We start from the raw sequence: 19,941 nt of genomic DNA, 5'->3' as shown, positions 1-19,941 counted from the left end.
ACCGGACAAGACGTGCCGCCTATCACAGCAGGATAAATCCTTTGCCATCATTTGGGAAAGCGGGGACGGCAGATTGACTATCCCGAACTCGTGGGCGAGAATGAATTAGGGGCTTTGCCTATCCCACCAGCCCCATTCGATGGCGCGTGGGCCTGTGGCGCAGCTGGGAGCGCGCTTCCATGGCATGGAAGAGGTCGTCGGTTCGATCCCGACCAGGTCCACCAAATCCCTCAACATGTTAGAGAGGGCGAGTATTCACGGCCAACGCGTTTGTGTCGTAGTTTGTGTCATAACCCGCCCTTTTGGTGCTTACGGCCAGAACTTCAAGGGCAGTCCGCTTTGCTTCCATTCGCACATGGCTGTAACGTTCCAACATGTGACGGCTGACGTGGCACCGGACGTCCATACGGACGTAACTCTGGTACTGTCTTAAACGCGTGAGTCAGACACTGGGCGGCGAGAGAAAGGAACGAGCAATGACCATTATCGTTAAGATTCGCTTCACTCCTCACGGCCCCACGGTGGATGTTTCCGTTGTTCCACCTTAGACCATAGCCGCTAACACAGCCCCGGCATCGGTTGCTACCTTTGCCGGGGCTAATCCAAAGCGCGGAGTGACCCACGCCTCAGAACCCAAAGCTATTTTGGCTGGTTTCTCCGCATAACGCAAGCGGAGAAATCCAATGACCTGGAGCCCGTTTCATTGCCGATGAACGAGATTCGTGCGGCCAAGCTGGACCAATCGCGCCACATTAAGCGGCTTCGCAAGACAGCGGTTGTTCCAAAAACAAGAATAATCGTATTACGTTGTTCCACAAACAGGAATAATCGTATTACAATGAACCAAAATAGTTGGGGGAATCGTAGAGCGACTAGATGCCAGCGCTATCGATGTATGTAACTGATACCAATGCCTTAATGTTCCTCCACCCACTCTGTTCTTATTGTGAATCGTTCTGAATAACGAACAAATCCAAGGTGCCCGATAGCAGACGCCGTCCTTTTGCATAAAATTCACCCCCTCCGTCATAGCCTCGATTGAAAGTGGATGCCATGAATAAACGACTGTTGCGTCACTGCTGGATTGCCGTAGTTATCCTCAGCGTCCCATCCGTGGCACAACAAGTCGTTACAATCGACTGGATAACAAAACAACCTACGAGTCCCCCCATCACCGTCGATAAGTCCACCCCTGTCACCGTTACAGTGATCCGTGTCAATGACATGCTATATACGTATTCAGCCCGCGTAGCAGCTCATGCACGTTCTGCATCCGACCTCGCTCCGGGCATTGTTGCTAGTGGCGGAACGTTAAACAGATCGCCAGAATGCACGGATCTGTCATCCGCAATCAAACAACTGGATGACGCTTTCGATAAACCGGAGTTAAAGCCTACCGCCAATAACGCGACACCTCCGCACCATATCGAGCTTGCGGCAACAATCGCTGCTTACGACGCTGTGAAGGATTCGATCAGTCAGCTCGAGACGAAGAAGGGAGCCTGCAGCGACGCTGCTCTCCTTGGTCGGGTAAAGTATTACGAAGGCCTGAAATCGCAGTGGGATTCCGCTGAAAATAAATCTCACAACTTTTCGTTCTCGACGACTCTGGAACCACTCAACGATTACTCGATTTTTCTGCTGGAGCAATACAACGGCGTTACCACCGACGCATGCGTCAACAAAGACAGCTCCGGAAAATCCGTTGGGGTGGAATGCGAAGTGACATACAAACCGGTGTCTACAATTGTTGCTGCTTCTGGTGGCTATCTTATTACGATGTTGCCATCGCGTACCTATGAGCGCCGAAATGTGCCGCAGAGCGCGAACGCCGTACTCGCTGTCAACAACGGTGGTCCCGTGCGCACAGCATTTGCCACCTTGATCGACATAAAGATACCTAGCCTACGTGGGCTCGACAAGGTGTGTCTGCCGGACGATACAACTTTTGGGTGCGCCATATCCCTCGGGCCGGCATTTGAATTGGGTTCGGGAAACCAAGGCGCTACCCGCATTGGATTTTTGGCAGGCTTTTCGTTTCATCTGTGGAGATATTTCTACGCTACTCCGGCCGTGCATATCGGACAGTTTTCTGGTTTTCCGCCCGGATTCACTGCAGCGGGCCAAACGATACCAGCGACTTTCACTGGCAAGCTGGATCCAATCCACCGCACGACCGCTCGTTTCGCACTGGCGTTAACTTTGAAAGGTTGGAATTTACTAAACAAGAACTCAACTTCGCAGGGGCAGTCAGGCACTGGTAAAGCCAGCCAATAAGTAACTAATAAACAAAGGGGAGAGTGAATATGCCTTCGAAGCTGTTTCATGGGTTATTGACAAGTGTGCTCTGCCTTTGGGTAGTGGCCGCCGCGCAAAACACCAATCCCCAAAGACAACAAACGGATTATTTTGGGAGCTCAGGCGGAAACATCAAAGATTCCACGTCGGACAAGTGCTGCTCAGGAACACTTGGCTCCCTGTTGACTGACGGCACCAAGAAGTTCATCCTCAGCAACAATCATGTCCTAGGTTTACTTGGGAAGGCCACCCCGGGCGACCCAATCTCCCAGCCCGGACTTATAGACACGGCATGTGCCACACCGCGGGCTGTGGCCAAATTTACTGCTGCCCCGCCATTGTCGAGCAACGTGGATGCGGCTATTGCCGAGATTCTCGAGGGCAAAATGGATTCAGAGGGGAAAATCCTGAGCATTGGTCAACCATCGAACTCAACCGTTGCTCCCGTGGCTGGCTTGTCGGTTCTCAAGAGCGGTCGCACGACCGGCCTGACGGCGGGGTCAATCCAAACGTATCCGACAAACTTAAAGGTGGACTACAGTGGTGGTTGTAAGAGCGAGGGGCCATCAGACGCTCCGTTCACAGATTTGATGGTCATCGAGGGCAAGTCGAGCGCCTTCAGCGCTGGCGGTGATTCTGGCTCGCTGGTGGTAACAGAAACGTCTCATTCTCCGGTCGGATTGCTGTTCGCAGGTAACGACAGCCTTACCCTTGCCACTCCAATTGGTCCGGTCTTGAACGAGCTGTCGAAAGTATATGGTCACCCCTTGACCTTCTTGGGGAGTAAACAGGCGAGTATACAAGTGCAGTCCGAAAACGCTGCCGCTCCGCAGAACACCCAGGCGACGTCTGCGATGAATCAACTTTCAGAACGCATATTATCGAATCCGGCTATTTTAGGTGTTGGGGTCGCCAAACGTACGGAGGACCAACGAAACCCAGTGCTGATTGTTTACGTCGAGCGAGGAAAGGCGACGGCCGCAACTGGTGCCGCTGGCATCACCTTCTCAGCTCAGGGCGGTACCGAATACCACGGTGTAGCGACTAAAATCATTGAAACCGAACCCTTTAGAGCATACGGGTGGAATGAAATCGAACGTCCGGAGTCTTGCCATTGATCACCGAGACATTAGCTCTTGAGGGGGGGTATATCATGTAAGAGGGTATGGAAGTGTCCTTATGATGGCCAGCTTGAAGCACGTCAGTTGTGCACTGTGCTTTCTAGTTTTCGCGAGTTCATTGCCTGGCTGTACACAAGAAGGCAAGAAGACCTCGGATTCCGGTAAGAAGAGCACAATTTCGACCGCCGATCCCTCGCGGGTGGAGGCAGCCAAGAATAAACTTTGGAATAAGTTCTTATCAAACCCATCGATCCTTGGAGTCGGCGTTGGCCGGACGAAGTCCGATTCAAATCTCCCTATTCTTGTAGTGTACGTTGACAAGTCGGCCTCAAAAGCGACGATTGAAGAAATTCCCTCTAAGGTAGATGGTGTTCCTACAAGGATCGTGCGCAATGGCAGATTCCGAGCGAACGAGGATTCAGGACAGGCCCGATCAAATTCACAACAGGATAGTCCCCCTCAACAGCCATAAGAAACAGCCAACCCGTTGCTGAGTACGGTCGAAGTCACACGAGCAATCTCCCCTATTTTTAGGTTCATGATGCATGGGGTCTTTCAGCGGTAATGGCCCTCCAATAAGCTAAGTAATTGCATCGAATCTCCCAAGACCTCGAAAAGTCCTGTCCATTTCATGGACGTACTCTGACAAATAGGCTTTCAGGGAACCCTGGACCATGCAAAGTGACCAATGTCCGATCACCTAAATGGATTCCAAGGCCCGCAGCGCCTCTTCAAGGAAGGCTGGTTCACTCACATCGTCATCTTCCGGGTTGCGGTTGTCGACGTACGGTGGCTCCCCGGCTTCAATCTTTTGCACCGCTTCTCGAAAAGGTTTCGTGGATTCGTCGTACAGCTGGCTGACCAAATGTAATCTTCTGCAGAGAAAATAGAGGATATTCATGAGACCAATATAAACCTTAATAGCCGGAAGCAGTTGGCTTTTGGGAACATCACTTTCGAAGCCGGTTCCCACTAGGCGGCGGACTCAACCATGTCGCCATTTCTGGGTCAGCTGCCGGGCCAGTTCTTCGGGCCCTGGGCTGGTTCTGCCGTGCCGTAAGCGATTCTGGTGCTGCCGCTCTCCAATCGCGGCATGGATGTAGCGGGGGATGGAGTAGTAGTGGGTAACGTAGAAATCTTCGTTTTCCATATCCTTCGGGTATTTCGTGAATTGCCACTCGTCATTCCGCGCAAGCATCACTTCCCACAGAATAAGTCCGAGAAACTTTCCGGCATTGCGGCGAACCTCTTGCGGATCTCCACCATAATCCAAGCAATCGTGGATGGGCCAAAATACGGGATACCACATGTCGCCGGGACCTTCCACCGCGATGTCACGGGCCGTGGCAGTCCTGTTATTGTCCAGATAAGCATGCATGGCCCGCTTTATCTCTCTGTGGGCGGTATGGTCGTAGCCATTAAGGTCCAATAACCAATTTGTGTATTGGGCGGGACGTGCCTGATGGGTCACTTCAATAGTAGTGCTCGTGACTGTGAATCGGAAAAGGCTCAAGCTGCACCCTCCGCATGGGGCAATGATTAATTCGCGGACCACCTGAATTATAGACCTGTTTCCGCTTCACAATCCTAGCCAACCCAGCACGTAATCAGAAGGGCTGTTTACGAGAACTATCGGTTGCCACGTCTCCGAATAGGCGACCTGAGTCACGCAAGCTTAAGACATGCAGATTTTGGAAGTCTGGATCTTCGCGGCTTCGGACGATGGCTGCGGCTGCCAACCCGGACTCAATATGATCTAAAACGAGTCATGGCGGGCTGGCAATCCTTAATCAATGTTTACCCATTGCGCTTTGGCTATTGACATATTTCGGCCGCCCATTCAAATGAATAGCCACCCCGCCGACCGCCACGTATTCTGATCACCCGATATCCGCGAACGATTCGTTCCGATTTGTAACTAGGACTCCTGAGCCCCCGCCCATGCAGCCCGTCTGACTTTCGTTTGACAACTTTGGCCGGAAATTGGCTGGAAATAACGCCGAATGCGCCGTTTCTGCCCGATGTTCCGGTTACTAAGTGCTTGAAAAACAATCACCGGCTGCCATTCTTTCTGCATGGCATGAAGAGGTCGTCGGTTCGATCCCGACCAGGTCCACCACTCCTTCAACAACTTAGCGGAACCTGCTGTTCGGGCTTTGCCGGATTAGACAACGTAAAAACTCGTATTCCCCAGGTGCCCCAGGCCGCTAATCTGGACCCACGTCGTACCAAGAGGGTCACTTACCGGGCAGCAGAAAATTCCCGACAATCAGGTTTGCACGCACAGCTCGGTCCGACCGTTTTCGGGGAGGAGTCCCAATGGCGTCAAAGAAAGTGATCCTCTACTTTGAGAGCCCCAGTGACGCTTTGAAGTTTACGCTGGCGGCTGGATCGGTGATGGCCGGCGACATTCACGATGCTTCGGACGGGCTGATCCACGAAATGCAGCGTGCCAGCCGCATCCAGTTGGGCGTGACCGCCACCGCTGACGGTCCTCCTCTGAACGATGTTGCCCCTTGAAGTGACCGCCTTCAGAATTGAGTCAATGATTCATAAAACAATTTCTCACTGCGCCGGAATGGATTGATCTATAAATCCGGAAAAGTCACGCTTCATTTTGGCTAGCGTTTCCATCCGCAGATACACCATGTGGCCACAATCGTAAGTCGCATAAGAGACATTCTTGCGCAGGTTGGCGGTGAGATCGAGATGGTCCATGGTGTAGTCAGCCGCATAGAACGGTGTTGCCAGATCGTAATAGCCTTCCATGACTAAAATTCTGAGGTAGGGATTCTTGGTTATGCCCTGGCGCAAGGCCGTGGAAGTGTTTGGAAATCCCTCTGCCGCCGAGCCCCAGTCCCATTTCGAAAATGCCTCCACGGTGCGATAGGAGAAGACGTTATACGGCATATCAGTCCGATACCCGAGGTCGGTGCGCACATAATTGTTGAACATGGCCGTGAAAGGCGGAACGATGGCCGAACCCGTGGGATCGTAGAAATCGGTGTCCAGCAGACCCTCCGGATCGGGGCCGGTGAAACGCGTATCCAGGCGGCCGACGCGGAGTTTTTGGTCAAGCAACAGATTGTGGGTGAATTGTCTGACGTCAATGCGCAGGTTGGCGTTGTCAATCAGCTGTTTCGTAAGGCCGGTGTAACGCGCGAGTTGATCAATTGTTGCCTGGCGCTGCTGTGGGGTAAGCGCATCACCTTTCGCCAATGCCTGCGCGTAGCCGGTTGAGGCCCAGTTCGCGACCTCCTGCAGGGTTTTGGCGAGGTCCTGGGTGAGTTCAGGAGGGAGCTTGTGATGATAAGCGGCCGCCATGGTGTACGACGGCAGGATCAAAATGTAGGGCAAATCGTTGCCTTTGGTGAACTCCAGCGTTCCAAAGTCGAGTGCCATCGACATAAGCACCAAGCCGTTAAAGGTGATGCCTCGATCAGCCAGATAGCCTGCGATACCCGCGGCACGGGTGGTGCCATAACTCTCGCCAAAAAGAAACAAGGGTGAACTCCAGCGGTCGTAACGAGCGAGATAGAGGCGAATGAACTCGCTGTAAGACTCGATGTCGCCTTTGACGCCGAGAAACTTCTTCAGCGCCTTCGCGTCGGCAGCGCGGCTCCAGCCGGTTCCGATCGCGTCCACCAGCACCAGGTCGGTGCGGTCGAGCGAGGTCTGCGGATTATCCATCAAGCGGTAGGGCGCTGGAGGCATAAAGCCTTCCGGCTGCAGCACGACGCGTTTGGGGCCGAGCGCTCCCATGTGCAGCCAGACCGAAGCGGAGCCAGGGCCGCCGTTGAATGCGAAGGTAAGCGGGCGCCGGTTGATGTCCTGACCGTCAAGCGTATAGGCCACGAAGAACATCTCGGCCTCAATGGCGGTCTGGTCAGCGCGTTTGATGGGCAGCCGTCCAGTGGTGGCGGTGTAGTGGAGGACCTTGCCGTTTAGCGTGATCTGGTGATGGGTAACGACGGGTGGTATCTCCGTCATGTCATAGCGTTCTTCGCCTTCGGACGGTTGCGGCGCGGCTGCCTGCGGCTTGGGCGCTTCCGGTGGTTTAGGGGCTGTTTCCTGCGCCGGGGTGGGCTGAGGCTGTTCAGCCGGTTTCTGCTGCGGCGTTTTTTCAACTTGCGCTTTTGGGGGATTCTTTTGTTGGGCGGCCACGCCGAGGGCAGAAACCAAAATGCAAACAATAAGAATAGAACGCATCGCAGCTCCGATCTTGAATGTTGGTCGAGAAGACGGCGGAAAATTATACCTTCAAGAGTGAGATTACGGAGAGCAGTGGGACGAAGCGAGGTTCATCTCTGCTGAAGCGATAGCAATTGGTTACTTCTCCAGTCCGGCGGCGCTGCGAAGAAAGGCGCGAAGCTTTTTTACGTTGGCCTCTTCTTGCTCGTTGACGAACAGAAATTCCATACCATAACGATAGCCGAGGCGGTTGCGGACGATGCCGTCCACCCGGATCGGATGACCATAAGGCGGCGTGAACTCCACCTGGATTTTCTCTCCGGTGGCGATTTCCTCGCCGACAAACACTGCCATGCCGCCCTCGCTGATCTCTTTACCACGTCCATTCACTATTCGGCTATTGCCCGCCTTTTGCATGATGATGCGGATGGGAACGTCAACCCGATTACGGGTCCAGCGTCGAGCGGGCAAATAAATGACGGGGTCTGCGGGGGTCGCCTTGAGCATGGCATGGGAATGTTATGCGGGTGTTCGCGGCAGCTCAAATTACCAAAGTGTGATCGTTCCCAATTCGCCACTGCTCAGGCAGAAAATTCAGTCGCCGGTCGCTGCGTGAATAGCGGTAGGCTCGGGCGTGACCGCCACGCCATCACGAAACGTAACGGTCTTGCCGGAAATCGCGGGCACGCGTTCACCGGGCACGATCACCCCAACAAGATTGAGTGGATCGGCGGCGGAGAGCGTGATGGCCTCGCCCGGCGGCGCGGCATTGCGGGATGTTTCATTGCGCAATGCGCGTAGCGATTCGACGGCTACCGGCAATGCGAACTGCTCGCCCAGAAATCCGCTGATGAAGCGGCCGCCACGGACCTCGCCCCGATCTTCGAGCCGACGGAAAGCCATGAGCAACTCGCGCCACTTGGGAAGCATGGCTTCTCGCGCCAACAGGTCGCGGAACACCACGCCGTAGCGGCGCAGCAGCATCCAGCAGGCGGCCTCGACCTTGCGCGTGTGTTCCGCCGGTTCGCCAGCATAGAGCAGCGCCCAGCGTCCGGCACTATGGCGAGGACGAGCCAAGCGGCCGTGTCCTTGCCCGGCGCGGCGTTTGGGATCAATCAGTGCACGCAGGTTGTCGAAGCCGTCGGCGGTAACGATTCCGGCAGCAACCAACTCCCAGAGAGCGGTCTCAATTTCAGCTTTCAATTTCTCGGTGCCACGTACGATGTCCGTAAAGAACGATGCGCCGCGCTGGCGTAGAAATTCCATTACCTGGCGAGCACTGGCACTCAACCCGCGTCCGTCCTGGTGTTCGGGGTGGCGGGGCGACATCCAGTCGGACTCTTCGCGAATATAGAACGTTATGGGCGCTACGCTGGTTGGGACCACGCGCCGTCGGCCCTCGGCGGAGTCCTCCAAGGTTGCGGGATGAGGCGAGAGGCGTCCCCAACCGACGGCGCCCGTAAGGCAAAGCTGGTCGAGGTGCTTGGGATCGTAATCGGCGATACGCCGCGCGAGCACTTGCCGCTCCCATGCGCTGGCGGGAACCTCGAAACCCTGGAGCTGGCGAAGGACTTCCAACGTGCCCCGCTCGCCCGAAACTTGAGTGCCCGGGGCGACATGCTGCCACCGCAACAGCCAGCGCATGAATTGCGCGGCGGTGACGGGCTCGATTTGCTTGCGTAGTGTGCCCAGGGTGAGGCGATGAATGCGGGCCAAAAGGCGGCGCTCACACCATTCGGTAGTCGTGGCGCCGGCATCCTGCCGATTTTCTTCAGGCCTGGCGGGGCTGCTCGTAAAGTTGCCGCGCAGAATCGCGCCAGTGGACTCCAGGCGCAGCAAAGTCTTCTCGATTTCTCTCGCGGGCAAGCCCAAAGTCTGGCCGAGCTCTGCCGACGTAGTTGGTCCGATATGGCCCATCCAGCCGGTCACCAATGCGAGCAGCGCGTCGTCAGGGGAGGGAACAGCGACTTGTACGTCCGCAAGCTGGGCTTCAAAAATTGCATTAGGGAAAATTTGCGCAAAACTCTTGGCGCGTTCGGCGGCCAGCCAGAAAGTGATGTCACCGTGCCGTGCGCGGGTCGCGCGTCCCACGGCCTGCAATTGTTCGAAATGGTAGCTCCAGGTAGCAGCCGGCGCGGGCTGCGAAAGCACAGGCAACTGTTCGGGCAAGGCAATGAGCGTTTGCAGCACGTCGTGAAGTTCGTCCGCATCGCGCACATCGGGCCAGGCTTCTTCGCGCACTTGGGCAATGGCGGCGGGATCCAAGCGGCCGACTTCCTGCAGCACTGACTCGGGCAGCACGCGGCGCATCTCGACGGCACGGGCACGACGCTCCTCGAGCGGAGCGTCGTCGAGGTACGCATACGGGTTTGCGTTCAGGATTTCATGCGAGAACTGGGAGGGTACTGGTGTATCCACGGCGATACAGCGAATGCGGCCGTCGGCAATGCCGCGCAGCACGTCACGCAAGCCGTCAATGTCCATGGCCTCGGTGAGGACATCCTTCATGACCTCATGGATCAGCGGATGATCCGGAATCTGAATGTCGCCGGAAATGTTTTCCTGGCAGGCAGCTACATCAGGAAACACCGAGGCCAGCAGGTCGTCCGACCGCATGCGCTGAATCTGCAGCGGGATCTTCTTTCCACCCTGGAAGCGCAACAGCGCCAATGCGCGTCCTGCATCCCAGCGCCAGCGTGTGCCAAAGATTGGGGAGCCGGTGAGGACGGCTTGCTCGAGAACTGACTGCACAGTTTCAGCCTGCAGAAAATTGAAAACATCGGCAAGCGGGAAGCTGTGCTGCTCGGCGAGCGCGATATTCAGGCCGTTGTCGGTGGCGGCTGCCTGGAGTTCGAAGTTGAAGCTGCGGCAGAAGCGTTTGCGCAGCGCCAGCCCCCACGCCTTGTTGATGCGGGCACCGAAGGGAGCGTGAATGATGAGCTGCATGCCGCCGGCCTCATCGAAGAAGCGCTCGGCAATGATTGTGCCCTGCGTGGGAACAGCGCCCAGAACCGTGCGACCTTGCACGATGTATTCGATCGCCTGCTCGGCGCCGGAGTCATCGAGTGCGCATTCCTGCTTCAACCATTTCACGGCTTCGGCCACTTCGGGATGGTGCTGCGAAATTCCCAGCGGCGAAGTCTTGGGCAGCATGGCGCTGATCTTCTCGCGCAACTCGCCGACGTGGGCAGAAAGCTCGGCAGTTCGCGCCGGAGCCTCGCCGCGCCAGAAGGGAACACTGGGTGGCGCGCCGTGCGCATCTTCGACGAGCATACGTCCGGCGGCGCCCTCTACGCGGCGAATCTGCCAGGAGGTGTTGCCGAGCAGAATGATGTCGCCGCGATTGCTCTCCACTGCGAAATCTTCATCCACAGTGCCGACAATGGCGCCGTCCGGCTCGGCGATCACCGTGTACAGCGCGTTTTCAGGGATTGCGCCACCGCTAGTTATCGCCGCTAGCCGGCTACCGCGACGGGCGCGCAGCCTTCGTTGCACGCGATCGCGATACAGATAAGCACCGTAGCGGCCACGGCGCGCGGCAATGCCTTCCGACAACATTTCGATTATTGATTCGTAGGTCTCGCGCGAGAGATCGCGATACGGCATCGCCCGGCGAACCAGCGCAAAGAGGTCATCTTCATTCCACTCTTCGGCCGCACAAGTGGCGACGATCTGCTGTGCGAGCACGTCGAGCGGCGAGTCCGGAATCATGATGCGGTCCAGGTCGCCCAGTTGAATGGCGCGGACCAGGGCGGCGCACTCGATAAGCTCATCGCGCGTGGTCGCATACACGCGGCCTTTGGGAACAGCACCGCGCCAGTGGCCGGCGCGCCCGATGCGCTGCAGCGCCACCGCTATCGCTCGCGGCGAGCCGATGTGGCAGACCAGATCCACGAAGCCGATATCAATTCCAAGTTCGAGAGAAGCCGTGGCGACCAGCACCCGGGCCTCGCCGGTCTTTAGTTTTCTTTCGGCTGCGAGGCGCAGCTTGCGTGAAAGACTGCCATGGTGCGCTGCCACAACGTCTTCACCCAGGCGCTCAGCCAGATGATGCGCGACCCGCTCGGCCAAACGCCGGGTATTGACGAAGACCAGAGTGGAGCGGTGCTGCCGCACCAATTCGGCGATGCGGTCGTAAATTTCGTCCCACTGCTCGTTGGAGCTCACCGGACCGAGCGGGCTCGCGGGAACTTCGATCGCGAGATCAAGATGGCGCTTGTGGCCGATGTTGACGACCGCTGGGGCGGGCCGATCATTGCCGGTCAGGAAGTGAGCGATGTCTTCAATAGGTTTCTGCGTTGCGGAAAGTCCGATGCGCACCGGCGGCTTGTAGGTGAGCGCTTCCAACCGTTCCAGAGAAAGGGCGAGATGTGCCCCGCGTTTGTCGTCGGCAACGGCGTGGATCTCGTCTACGATCACGGTTTGTACATCGCGCAAAATCGCGCGGCTTCTCTCGGCGGTGAGCAGGATGTAGAGCGACTCGGGCGTGGTTACCAGAATATGCGGCGGCCGCTTGAGCATGGCCCGGCGCTCGTGGGCGAGAGTGTCGCCGGTGCGGACGGCGGTGCGGATTTCCGGCATAAGCAAGCCGCGCTCGCCGGCTTTCTGCAGAATTTCGCCTAGGGGGATTTCCAGATTTTTCTGAATGTCATTTCCGAGCGCCTTGAGCGGCGAAACATAGAGAACTTCCGTGCGGTCCTGGAGATCGCCGGCAAGCGCCTTGCGCACCAGGCGATCAATGCAGGCGAGAAACGCGGCGAGGGTTTTGCCGGAGCCAGTGGGGGCGGAAATCAGGGTGGTGCGGCCCGCCAGAATGTGCGGCCAGCCCTGCTCCTGGGGCTCGGTGGGCGTACCAAATCGCTCGACGAACCACTCGCGGACGAGGGGGTGGGCCCAATTCAGAGCATCCTGGGGGAGCGCGGACATTCTGTTAGTATAACACCTGTTTCGCTATTTGTTCGCTTGGAAGGGCGGCTCTCAGGTGTCAGTTGCCATTTCTCAGGGCGTGGATAATCCCTCGCGTGACTGCTCCGATTTAGAATTGTTCCGTGCCCCCAGTAAGCCTGAAGGAAATCATCAAATGTCCACAGTGCGGCGGGAGTGACATCGTCTACTCCTGCGAGCCCAAGTGCTGCTTCAATCATGTTTGCCCCGACTGCCGCAGCACGTTTGAGATCAACACAGAAAAAACGGGCAGCTTTGACCAGGAGAATCCGATTCAGCCCGAAGAGCCTTTGTCAGGGGACCCGACGACCGGTTGCGCAAACTGCGACAGTCTGAAGGTTGCAGTCATCAGTGCAGGGGAAGGTTTGCTTTTGTGCGGCAATTGCAGAGCGGTGTTGCGCTTAAAAATAGAGGAGTTTGTGCCCGGATTCAGTGGGTAAGACCACACACCTATCCCACCTGAATTCACTTCACGGCCTTCCCGCACCACACGATCCTGCCTCAAAGAGAGCCCTTGCTATCGCCGCACCACGCGACGGAGAGGCTCAACCTTTCCCCTTGCTTTCTCGCGGGCAGAGTCGGCGAAATCGCTGCCTCTCTCGATGAGATCTTCTGCGCTCTCTTTCCACTCGGCGAAGGTGTCCAGCGCGTCTTCGTACTTACGGCGCAGGGCCCGGCGGGTTTTCTTGCCCTCATCCGGAGCAAACAGCAGAGCGGCGAGTGCACCCGCACCCAGTCCGATAAGCAGGAAGGTAATCGCCAACCCCGCACCACGGCGGGATGACGCTTGAGATTCCCCAATGCGCTCGTAGTCAGTCATCAGTTTTCACCTCTTTCAAAATTGGACGATGTTAGTAGCGCGAACCAGCGGCAGAATCGCATCCCGCCTTCGGATTTCTGTTGAGCACGGCTGGTACTGCGCCGTGACGACGGCCCAGGTCAAGTTGGTTAGAAAAGCTAGTCGGGGGAGATGTTGCCCACTATTAATGGATATCCAGAGCTGAATCCGCGTCAGCAGCGCTGGATAGAGATTATGAGTTGTAACAATTTCGCTGCACCAGAAAGTCGGGAGCGGCAGCAATTCCCAAACTCGCGATCCAGCGTGTAAACTGAGTAGTTTGGCCGCCTATTCGGACGGTCTCCGGGCGGCATCCGCAGGCACCGCCACCTGAAAATTCATGCAAGGAGAGTCACCTCAGTATGGCAATACCCGCAACCCAAATGCGTCCCGGGATGATCATCAAGCACAACAATGATCTGCACTCGGTCTTCAGCGTCGAGCACCGCACCCCGGGCAATCTACGCGCGTTTATCCAGGCCAAGCTGCGGAACCTCCGTACCGGGGCAATGTTCGAGCACCGGTTCCGCTCCAGCGACCCTATCGAGAGAATTCAGGTTGATGAGGTACAGATGGAGTACCTCTACAACGATGGCGACAACTACTACTTCATGAACACGGAAAATTACGAGCAAACCCATCTCGGCAAAGACGTGCTTGGCGATGCCGTGGACTACCTGATTTCCAATCTGCAGATCCAGGTGGAGTTCTTCGATGGTAAAGCAGTGGGGATTGAGTTGCCGCAAACCGTGGATCTGACGGTGATAGAGACCGAGCCAGGGCTGAAGAGCGCCACCGCCAGCAGCGTAACCAAGCCTGCCAAGACCGAGACGGGGCTGGTGGTCCAGGTGCCGCCGTTCATCAATGAGGGCGAGAAAATTCGCGTGGACACCTCGGAAGGGGCGTATCTCTCGAGGGCGTGAGAGATGGAACCATTCAATTCGGATTTCTCACTGTGGCTAATACCAACATCGAAGCAACCCGCTTTCTGGTGCGCGGGCGCGTGCAGGGAGTGGGGTTCCGCTGGTTTGTGGAACGCGAGGCGCACATACTGGGAGTTTTTGGCTGGGTGCGCAACAATCCCGATGGCAGCGTAGAAGTGCTGGCCATGGGCACGCGCGAGCAGCTGGCGGGACTGAGATCGCGCTTGCGGCAGGGGCCGCGGGCGGCGCGAGTGGACGCGGTGGATGAATCGCAAGCCCAGCCCGTCGCGGATCTGAAGACATTTCGCATCGAGGGAGCCTGGTAAATGAACCAGCCGCGTAGCGGCAGTTGTGATCACCTGAAAAAACTCATCCGCGAGGTTCCTGATTTCCCCGTCAAAGGCATTTTGTTCTATGACATCACCACCCTGCTAAAGGACCGGCTCGGATTTGCCACCCTGATCGATGCGCTTTCTGAATACTACCTCGACAAAAAACCACACCTGGTTTTGGGGATCGAAGCGCGAGGATTTATTTTTGGGCCCGCCCTCGCGTATCGCTTGAACGCGGGCTTTGTCCCGGTGCGCAAGCCCGGTAAATTACCCGCGCAGACGGCGCGTTGGGACTATGAGCTGGAATACGGCAAAAACACGCTCGAGATCCACCGCGATGCAATTCAGCCCGGGCAGAGAGTGATTATCGTGGACGATCTGCTGGCAACGGGTGGGACCGCGGGCGCGACGGTGCAATTAGCGAAGTCGCTCGGCGCGCAGATTGCCGGCCTGGCGTTTGTAGTGGAGTTGGATTTCTTAAAAGGCCGGGACAAGTTGCAAGGATATGATGTGTTCTCGCTGCTGCACTATGACAAGTAACCTTAGCGGCTAAAGCCGCTCGCAATACCATGATTCATTACTTCGCCTCTGAAATATTTAGCGTCTGATCTTTCTTCAAGTAGCTTTTTCTGCGGAACCAATCTTCCATGGCAGCTTTGAGTTCGGGCAGAGGGACGCGCGAGCCGACTTCCATCAGACCATCGGCGATAGGCAGAGTGTCGTCGAAAATCGAGGCATTGGTGAAACTGCGCATGCTGAAGTTGTCCAGCCATTTTTGCGGACAGGGTTGGCGGCGGCCATCGAGCTCGTATTCCACGCGGATTCTGCGGGCGAACATGGTTTGATTCTATGCCTGCGCGGACAAAATGCTTCCTTGGGAGTTATACTTTTTGGCCCTGTGACTTTGGGTAGCTCGCATCGTCTATTAACAGCAACTCTGGTCAACACAGCTCGCGACTTTCCGGTCGAGTACCGCGGTGGAGGCGATGATGCCTGAGGATTCTCCCAAGAAAAATCAAGAAATCGAGGACCAGGAGAAAAATGCGTCGGGAGTATCGCGACGCGAATTCCTGAAGATCTCCGGATTGTCAGCGGCCGTGCCGCTGGTGGCTGGGCCGAAGATGGTGCGAGCTGGGGGCGAGGACGTGGCTGTTCACGGCCCCGGCAAGACGCCGATGAGCTTCAGCATCAACGGCAAAAAATATAGCGCGCAATTGGAGCCACGAGTGACGCTTCTTGACGCGCTGCGCGACAACTTCGACCTGACCGGTGCGAAGCGCGTCTGTGACCGCGGCGAGTGCGGCGCCTGCACCGTGCTGCTGGACAACAAACCGGTGTACTCGTGCACGGTATTGGCCATCGAGGCGCAGAACCGGCAGATCGCGACCGTGGAATCGCTGAGCCAGGGAGACCGGCTGCATCCAGTCCAGCAGGCTTTTGTAGAAAACGACGCACAACAGTGCGGCTTCTGCACTCCCGGGTTCATCGTGGCGTGTAAGGCGTTTCTCGACAAATATCCGCGTCCCACAGAAGAACAAATCCGCTACGGATTGAGCGGCAACCTGTGCCGCTGTGGGACCTATGCGGGTATCCGTAAAGCCATCGCGCAGGTCGCGGGGAAGGGAGCGTAAATCATGGCTGAATTCAAGTGGCCAGCGCCAGAGCAGCGCACAGTTCTTGGCAAGCCTCACCTGCGCGTGGACGGTCCGGTGAAAGTCCAGGGCCGCGCGAAATACACCTACGACTACAATCCGCAGGGACTGCTGTTTGGAAAAAGCGTTCGCTGCCCCTACCCGCACGCAAAGGTGGTCAGCATTGATACCAGTGCGGCGGAGAAGATGCCGGGAGTAAAGGCAGTCACCATCATCCAGGGGCCGGGCAAAGAGATTCACTGGGCCGGAGATGAGATTGTCGGAGTGGCTGCGGTTGATGAGCCTACCGCGGAAGACGCGGTCCGTGCCATCAAGGTGGAATACCAGCGGCTGCCGCACAATGTCTCCGACGCGGAGCCGCCGGCGGGCGCCGGTGAAGCGCCGGGGCCGCTGAGCATCGATGATATCGGCGACATGCTCGATAACCAGGTGCCGGAGCGGCAGATCAACGAGCAGATCAAACAATACGGAATCACCTTTCAGCCCGACGAAAAAATGCTGGCGGCAGCCAAAGAAGATGGTGTGCCGGATTCAGTTCTGGAAACGGTAAAGACGGCGCCGGTGCATACGGAGCAGACATCCCGGCCCAAGTCGAATTACCAAAAGACGGCGGAACAGGTCACCGGCGAACCCGACCAGGCATTCGCGTCGGCGGAGACAGTCTCCGAAGGGCTGTATGGAATTCCGGTGATCGCGCATTGTTGCCTGGAAACCCATGGCTCCGCCGCGGAGTGGCCGGAGCCGGACAAACTGCTGGTGCACATTTCGACGCAAGGCATTTCCGGAATCCCAGGACAATATGCGGAGCCGCTGAAGATCCCAGCGACCAATGTCCGCGCGCACCAGGACAACATCGGCGGCGGGTTCGGCAGCAAGTTCTCTCCCGACCGCTGGGGGATCGCTACCGCGGAGCTCTCCAGGAAAGCCGGCGGCAAGCCGGTGAAGTTCATGCTGGAGCGCGACCACGAACTCGAAGTTGCGGGGGCAAGGCCGTCGGCCTACGCGCGGGTAAAAGTCGCAGCCAAGAAAGACGGCACGCTGGTCGCCTGGCAATCGAACTCCTGGGGCACGGGCGGGCCGGGTGGCGGAGGATCACCTCCACTTCCCTACGTGTTCGACATCCCCAATCAGCGCAAACAGCATACGGCGATCCGCACACATGAAGGACCGTCACGCGCCTGGCGTGCGCCCAATCATCCGCAGGCGGCGTTGATCACGATGGCGGCGCTGGATGATCTTGCTGCCAAGCTCAACATGGATCCGGTGGAGTTCTTCCTGAAGAACATAGATATGACCGGACCGCGCGCGGATATTTACCGCGGAGAATTTCCGATCGCAATGGAATTGATGGGGTGGAAAGAAAAATTCCATCCGCGCGGCGACAAGACTGCTGGCCACATGAAGCGCGGAGTAGGGGTTTCCATTCATACCTGGGGTGGGCGCGGTCACGCCAGCGATTGCGATTTCACCATCCATCCTGACGGTTCAGTGGACATCAAGATGGGCTCGCAGGATCTGGGAACGGGGACGCGAACCTGCATCATGATGGTGGCCGCGGATTCGCTCGGCATTCCCATGGAACAGGTTACGCTGCAGATTGGCGACACCATGTATCCGCCGTCCGGCGGGTCGGGTGGCAGTACCACGATTGGCGGCGTGAGCTCATCCACGCGGCGCGGCGCCTTGCTGGCGCTGGATGGATTGTTCACCAAAGTAGCACCATCACTGAACGCACAACCCGGCGATTTGGAGGCGGTGAAAGGCACGGTACGGGTGAAGAGCGACCCCAGTCGCAGCCTCAACTGGAAGCAGGCCTGCGCGAAGCTCGGTGCTATGCCGCTGACGGTCCGCGGAAAAAATCCAGGGCCGGGCAATCTGACTAATAGCGGCGTAGGTGGCGTGCAGATGGCCGATGTCTCCGTGGACACCGAAACCGGCATCGTGAAGGTAAACAAAATGGTCGCAGTACAGGACTGCGGCCTGGTGGTGAATCCAAAAACCGCCGAAAGCCAATGCCTGGGCGCGCTGATCATGGGCATCACTTACGCGCTCTACGAAGAGAAGGTGATGGATCCGACGACTGGCAGAATGCTGAACGCCAACATGGAGTTCTATCGGCTGGCGGGTCTTCGCGATATTGGCGAGCTGGTCGTGCATATGATGACCGATCCCAAGAATGACAGCCGCGGAGTCGTCGGCCTAGGCGAGCCGCCGGTGGTCTCGCCGGGAGCGGCGATCTCCAATGCCGTAGCCAATGCAATCGGAGTGCGAGTGCCGTTCTTGCCGCTAACTCCTGACCGCGTGTTAGCTGCGCTCGAGCAGCAGAAGGCAGGCGCCTAATGCGACCGTTCGATTACGCAAGTCCGAAGAGTACGGATCAGGTGGTGCATCTGCTCGCCGGAAACTGGGAGCAGACTGCCGTTCTGGCGGGCGGCACCGATTTACTGTCACTGATGAAAGACGACGTGGTCGCACCCAAGCGTGTGGTCAACATCAAGGGAGTAAAAGATCTCACCGGCGTCACGCTTGGTGCGCGGGGGTTGCGCATCGGCGCCCTGACCACGCTCGGGGATCTGGCTGACAACGCACAGGTGCGGCAGCAGTATCCGGCGCTGAACCAGGCGTTGCTCGAGGCGGCAAGCCAGCAGATCCGCAATATGGCAACGCTGGGCGGCAATTTGTGCCAGCGGCCACGCTGCTGGTACTTCCGGTCGGGATTTGGATTGCTGCCGAAAGATGAGCAGGGAAAATCGCTAGTGCTGCAGGGCGACAATCGCTACCACGCAATTCTTGGAAATGATGGGCCGGCTTATTTTGTCAGCCCCTCGAGCATCGTGCCGGCGCTGATTGCCTATGGGGCGAAGATCCGCATTGCCGGGCCGAAGGGCACGCGCGAGGTTCCGCTGGAGAAGTTCTATGTGATTCCGAAAAATGAGGGCGAGCGGGAGCACGATCTGCGGCCAAACGAGATTGTGACCGAAGTTCTGGTACCGCCCGCAGGGAGCGCAAAGAGCGCACATTATGAGCTGCGGCAGAAAGAAGCATTTGACTGGCCGCTGGCACTAGCCGCGGTGGCGCTCAGCATGAATGGCAATACAGTGCGCTCGGCGCGGATAGTAATGGGCTACGTTGCGCCAGTGCCCTGGGTGTCGGCAGAGGCAGAGCAGGCGCTGGTGGGCAAGAGCATCAGCGAGGAAACCGCCGATGCGGCGGGCAAAGCCGCAGTAGCGAACGCGAAGAGCCTGGGCAAAAACGGCTACAAAATCCAGCTCGCGCGCGTAGCGGTGAAGCGCGCCATCCTGCAGGCAGCGCACGCCAGCTCAGCAGGACGGCCGCGCGCGGTAGGCACGGAATCGGCAGCGATCGCGGGAGGTGGGGAATGATGATCAGCGAAGAGCAGCGTTTCAACACCAAGCATCCCAATCTTTGCTCGTCGTTGAGGTGGAAGGGGCAGTTCGTCGGAGTAGAGCACGATCCCACCGTGCCGCGCTCGAATGACGGAAATTACTGGTGCGTGCACACCCAGACCTGCATTGGGCCCGACGGGAAGGTTGCCGAGCCGGGAAACTGCTCGTCAATGCGGAGGAAATGCCACGGGACAGGGCAGTGCGATTGAAATTGGCGAGCGTTGCTCGCCCGCAC

General features: G+C 57.5%; 17 protein-coding genes and 1 tRNA gene. 11 read left to right on the top strand and 7 right to left on the bottom strand.

Annotated features, from left to right (window positions below; all coding sequences use genetic code 11):
* The first annotated feature begins 148 nt into the window (after positions 1-148).
* The 3 genes from VFA76_04970 to VFA76_04960 all read left to right on the top strand — a co-directional run bounded on the left by VFA76_04970 (position 149) and on the right by VFA76_04960 (position 3,416).
* Positions 149-224, top strand: a tRNA-Ala gene (locus VFA76_04970).
* An 829-nt stretch (positions 225-1,053) separates the two neighbouring features.
* Positions 1,054-2,277: a hypothetical protein gene (locus tag VFA76_04965; GenBank protein HZR31187.1), complete on the top strand. Its 1,224-nt coding sequence runs from the start codon at positions 1,054-1,056 to the stop codon at positions 2,275-2,277.
* An 83-nt stretch (positions 2,278-2,360) separates the two neighbouring features.
* Positions 2,361-3,416: a hypothetical protein gene (locus VFA76_04960; protein HZR31186.1), complete on the top strand. Its 1,056-nt coding sequence runs from the start codon at positions 2,361-2,363 to the stop codon at positions 3,414-3,416.
* Positions 3,417-4,119: 703 nt separating this feature from the next.
* On the opposite strand, the gene VFA76_04955 is transcribed toward VFA76_04960, so the two are convergent.
* Positions 4,120-4,392: a hypothetical protein gene (locus VFA76_04955; GenBank protein ID HZR31185.1), complete on the bottom strand. Its 273-nt coding sequence runs from the start codon at positions 4,390-4,392 to the stop codon at positions 4,120-4,122.
* Positions 4,393-4,404: 12 nt separating this feature from the next.
* Complete coding sequence (locus VFA76_04950) at positions 4,405-4,932, bottom strand: hypothetical protein (GenBank protein ID HZR31184.1); 528 nt, start codon at positions 4,930-4,932, stop codon at positions 4,405-4,407.
* A gap of 806 nt (positions 4,933-5,738) precedes the next feature.
* On the opposite strand from VFA76_04950, the gene VFA76_04945 reads away from it, so the two are divergent.
* Positions 5,739-5,939, top strand: a complete 201-nt coding sequence (locus VFA76_04945) for a hypothetical protein (protein HZR31183.1) — start codon at positions 5,739-5,741, stop codon at positions 5,937-5,939.
* Positions 5,940-5,984: 45 nt separating this feature from the next.
* On the opposite strand, the gene VFA76_04940 is transcribed toward VFA76_04945, so the two are convergent.
* The 4 genes from VFA76_04940 to VFA76_04925 form a co-directional block, all read right to left on the bottom strand.
* Positions 5,985-7,628, bottom strand: coding sequence for a peptidase S10 (locus VFA76_04940; GenBank protein ID HZR31182.1), 1,644 nt, complete (start codon positions 7,626-7,628; stop codon positions 5,985-5,987).
* Between the two features lie 120 nt (positions 7,629-7,748).
* A complete protein-coding gene (locus VFA76_04935) occupies positions 7,749-8,117 on the bottom strand; it encodes a PilZ domain-containing protein (GenBank protein ID HZR31181.1) in 369 nt (122 codons plus the stop codon).
* A gap of 87 nt (positions 8,118-8,204) precedes the next feature.
* A complete protein-coding gene (locus VFA76_04930) occupies positions 8,205-12,536 on the bottom strand; it encodes a DEAD/DEAH box helicase (protein HZR31180.1) in 4,332 nt (1,443 codons plus the stop codon).
* Between the two features lie 535 nt (positions 12,537-13,071).
* Positions 13,072-13,374 carry a YtxH domain-containing protein gene (locus tag VFA76_04925; protein HZR31179.1) on the bottom strand — a complete coding sequence of 101 codons (303 nt, stop codon included), beginning with the start codon at positions 13,372-13,374 and terminating at the stop codon, positions 13,072-13,074.
* Between the two features lie 380 nt (positions 13,375-13,754).
* On the opposite strand from VFA76_04925, the gene efp reads away from it, so the two are divergent.
* Genes efp through VFA76_04910 form a run of 3 tightly spaced genes read left to right on the top strand, consistent with a single transcriptional unit; the run spans position 13,755 to position 15,187 of the window.
* Positions 13,755-14,315 (top strand): elongation factor P, encoded by a 561-nt coding sequence (efp, locus tag VFA76_04920; protein HZR31178.1) that lies wholly within the window; start codon positions 13,755-13,757, stop codon positions 14,313-14,315.
* A 32-nt stretch (positions 14,316-14,347) separates the two neighbouring features.
* Positions 14,348-14,641: an acylphosphatase gene (locus VFA76_04915; GenBank protein ID HZR31177.1), complete on the top strand. Its 294-nt coding sequence runs from the start codon at positions 14,348-14,350 to the stop codon at positions 14,639-14,641.
* Positions 14,642-15,187, top strand: a complete 546-nt coding sequence (locus tag VFA76_04910) for an adenine phosphoribosyltransferase (GenBank protein ID HZR31176.1) — start codon at positions 14,642-14,644, stop codon at positions 15,185-15,187. It begins immediately after the preceding gene.
* A gap of 37 nt (positions 15,188-15,224) precedes the next feature.
* On the opposite strand, the gene VFA76_04905 is transcribed toward VFA76_04910, so the two are convergent.
* Positions 15,225-15,485, bottom strand: coding sequence for a hypothetical protein (locus VFA76_04905; protein ID HZR31175.1), 261 nt, complete (start codon positions 15,483-15,485; stop codon positions 15,225-15,227).
* A 148-nt stretch (positions 15,486-15,633) separates the two neighbouring features.
* On the opposite strand from VFA76_04905, the gene VFA76_04900 reads away from it, so the two are divergent.
* From VFA76_04900 to VFA76_04885, 4 genes are read left to right on the top strand one after another with little or no spacing between them, the layout of a single operon-like run.
* Positions 15,634-16,278, top strand: a complete 645-nt coding sequence (locus VFA76_04900) for a (2Fe-2S)-binding protein (protein ID HZR31174.1) — start codon at positions 15,634-15,636, stop codon at positions 16,276-16,278.
* 3 nt (positions 16,279-16,281) lie between these two features.
* On the top strand, positions 16,282-18,639 hold the full coding sequence (locus tag VFA76_04895) for a xanthine dehydrogenase family protein molybdopterin-binding subunit (protein HZR31173.1): 2,358 nt from the start codon (positions 16,282-16,284) through the stop codon (positions 18,637-18,639).
* Positions 18,639-19,682, top strand: coding sequence for a xanthine dehydrogenase family protein subunit M (locus tag VFA76_04890; protein ID HZR31172.1), 1,044 nt, complete (start codon positions 18,639-18,641; stop codon positions 19,680-19,682). Before VFA76_04895 ends, VFA76_04890 begins: the two co-directional genes overlap by 1 nt.
* Positions 19,679-19,915, top strand: coding sequence for a hypothetical protein (locus VFA76_04885; GenBank protein ID HZR31171.1), 237 nt, complete (start codon positions 19,679-19,681; stop codon positions 19,913-19,915). Before VFA76_04890 ends, VFA76_04885 begins: the two co-directional genes overlap by 4 nt.
* Positions 19,916-19,941 lie beyond the last annotated feature (26 nt).

The sequence above is a fragment of the Terriglobales bacterium genome, assembly GCA_035651655.1.
Classification (GTDB): domain Bacteria; phylum Acidobacteriota; class Terriglobia; order Terriglobales; family Acidobacteriaceae; genus DASRFG01.
Note: the sequence above shows the minus strand (reverse complement) of the source record. Positions and strands in the feature narration are given on the sequence as shown.

Excerpts from the sequence above, each read along its gene's own strand:
- VFA76_04925 (HZR31179.1), bottom strand. The coding sequence starts at position 13,374 with ATGACTGACTACGAGCGCATTGGGGAATCTCAAGCGTCATCCCGCCGT.
- VFA76_04940 (HZR31182.1), bottom strand. The coding sequence starts at position 7,628 with ATGCGTTCTATTCTTATTGTTTGCATTTTGGTTTCTGCCCTCGGCGTG.
- VFA76_04905 (HZR31175.1), bottom strand. The coding sequence starts at position 15,485 with ATGTTCGCCCGCAGAATCCGCGTGGAATACGAGCTCGATGGCCGCCGC.
- VFA76_04930 (HZR31180.1), bottom strand. The coding sequence starts at position 12,536 with ATGTCCGCGCTCCCCCAGGATGCTCTGAATTGGGCCCACCCCCTCGTC.
- VFA76_04900 (HZR31174.1), top strand. The coding sequence starts at position 15,634 with ATGATGCCTGAGGATTCTCCCAAGAAAAATCAAGAAATCGAGGACCAG.
- VFA76_04935 (HZR31181.1), bottom strand. The coding sequence starts at position 8,117 with ATGCTCAAGGCGACCCCCGCAGACCCCGTCATTTATTTGCCCGCTCGA.
- VFA76_04910 (HZR31176.1), top strand. The coding sequence starts at position 14,642 with ATGAACCAGCCGCGTAGCGGCAGTTGTGATCACCTGAAAAAACTCATC.
- VFA76_04890 (HZR31172.1), top strand. The coding sequence starts at position 18,639 with ATGCGACCGTTCGATTACGCAAGTCCGAAGAGTACGGATCAGGTGGTG.
- VFA76_04965 (HZR31187.1), top strand. The coding sequence starts at position 1,054 with ATGAATAAACGACTGTTGCGTCACTGCTGGATTGCCGTAGTTATCCTC.
- VFA76_04945 (HZR31183.1), top strand. The coding sequence starts at position 5,739 with ATGGCGTCAAAGAAAGTGATCCTCTACTTTGAGAGCCCCAGTGACGCT.
- efp (HZR31178.1), top strand. The coding sequence starts at position 13,755 with ATGGCAATACCCGCAACCCAAATGCGTCCCGGGATGATCATCAAGCAC.
- VFA76_04895 (HZR31173.1), top strand. The coding sequence starts at position 16,282 with ATGGCTGAATTCAAGTGGCCAGCGCCAGAGCAGCGCACAGTTCTTGGC.
- VFA76_04885 (HZR31171.1), top strand. The coding sequence starts at position 19,679 with ATGATGATCAGCGAAGAGCAGCGTTTCAACACCAAGCATCCCAATCTT.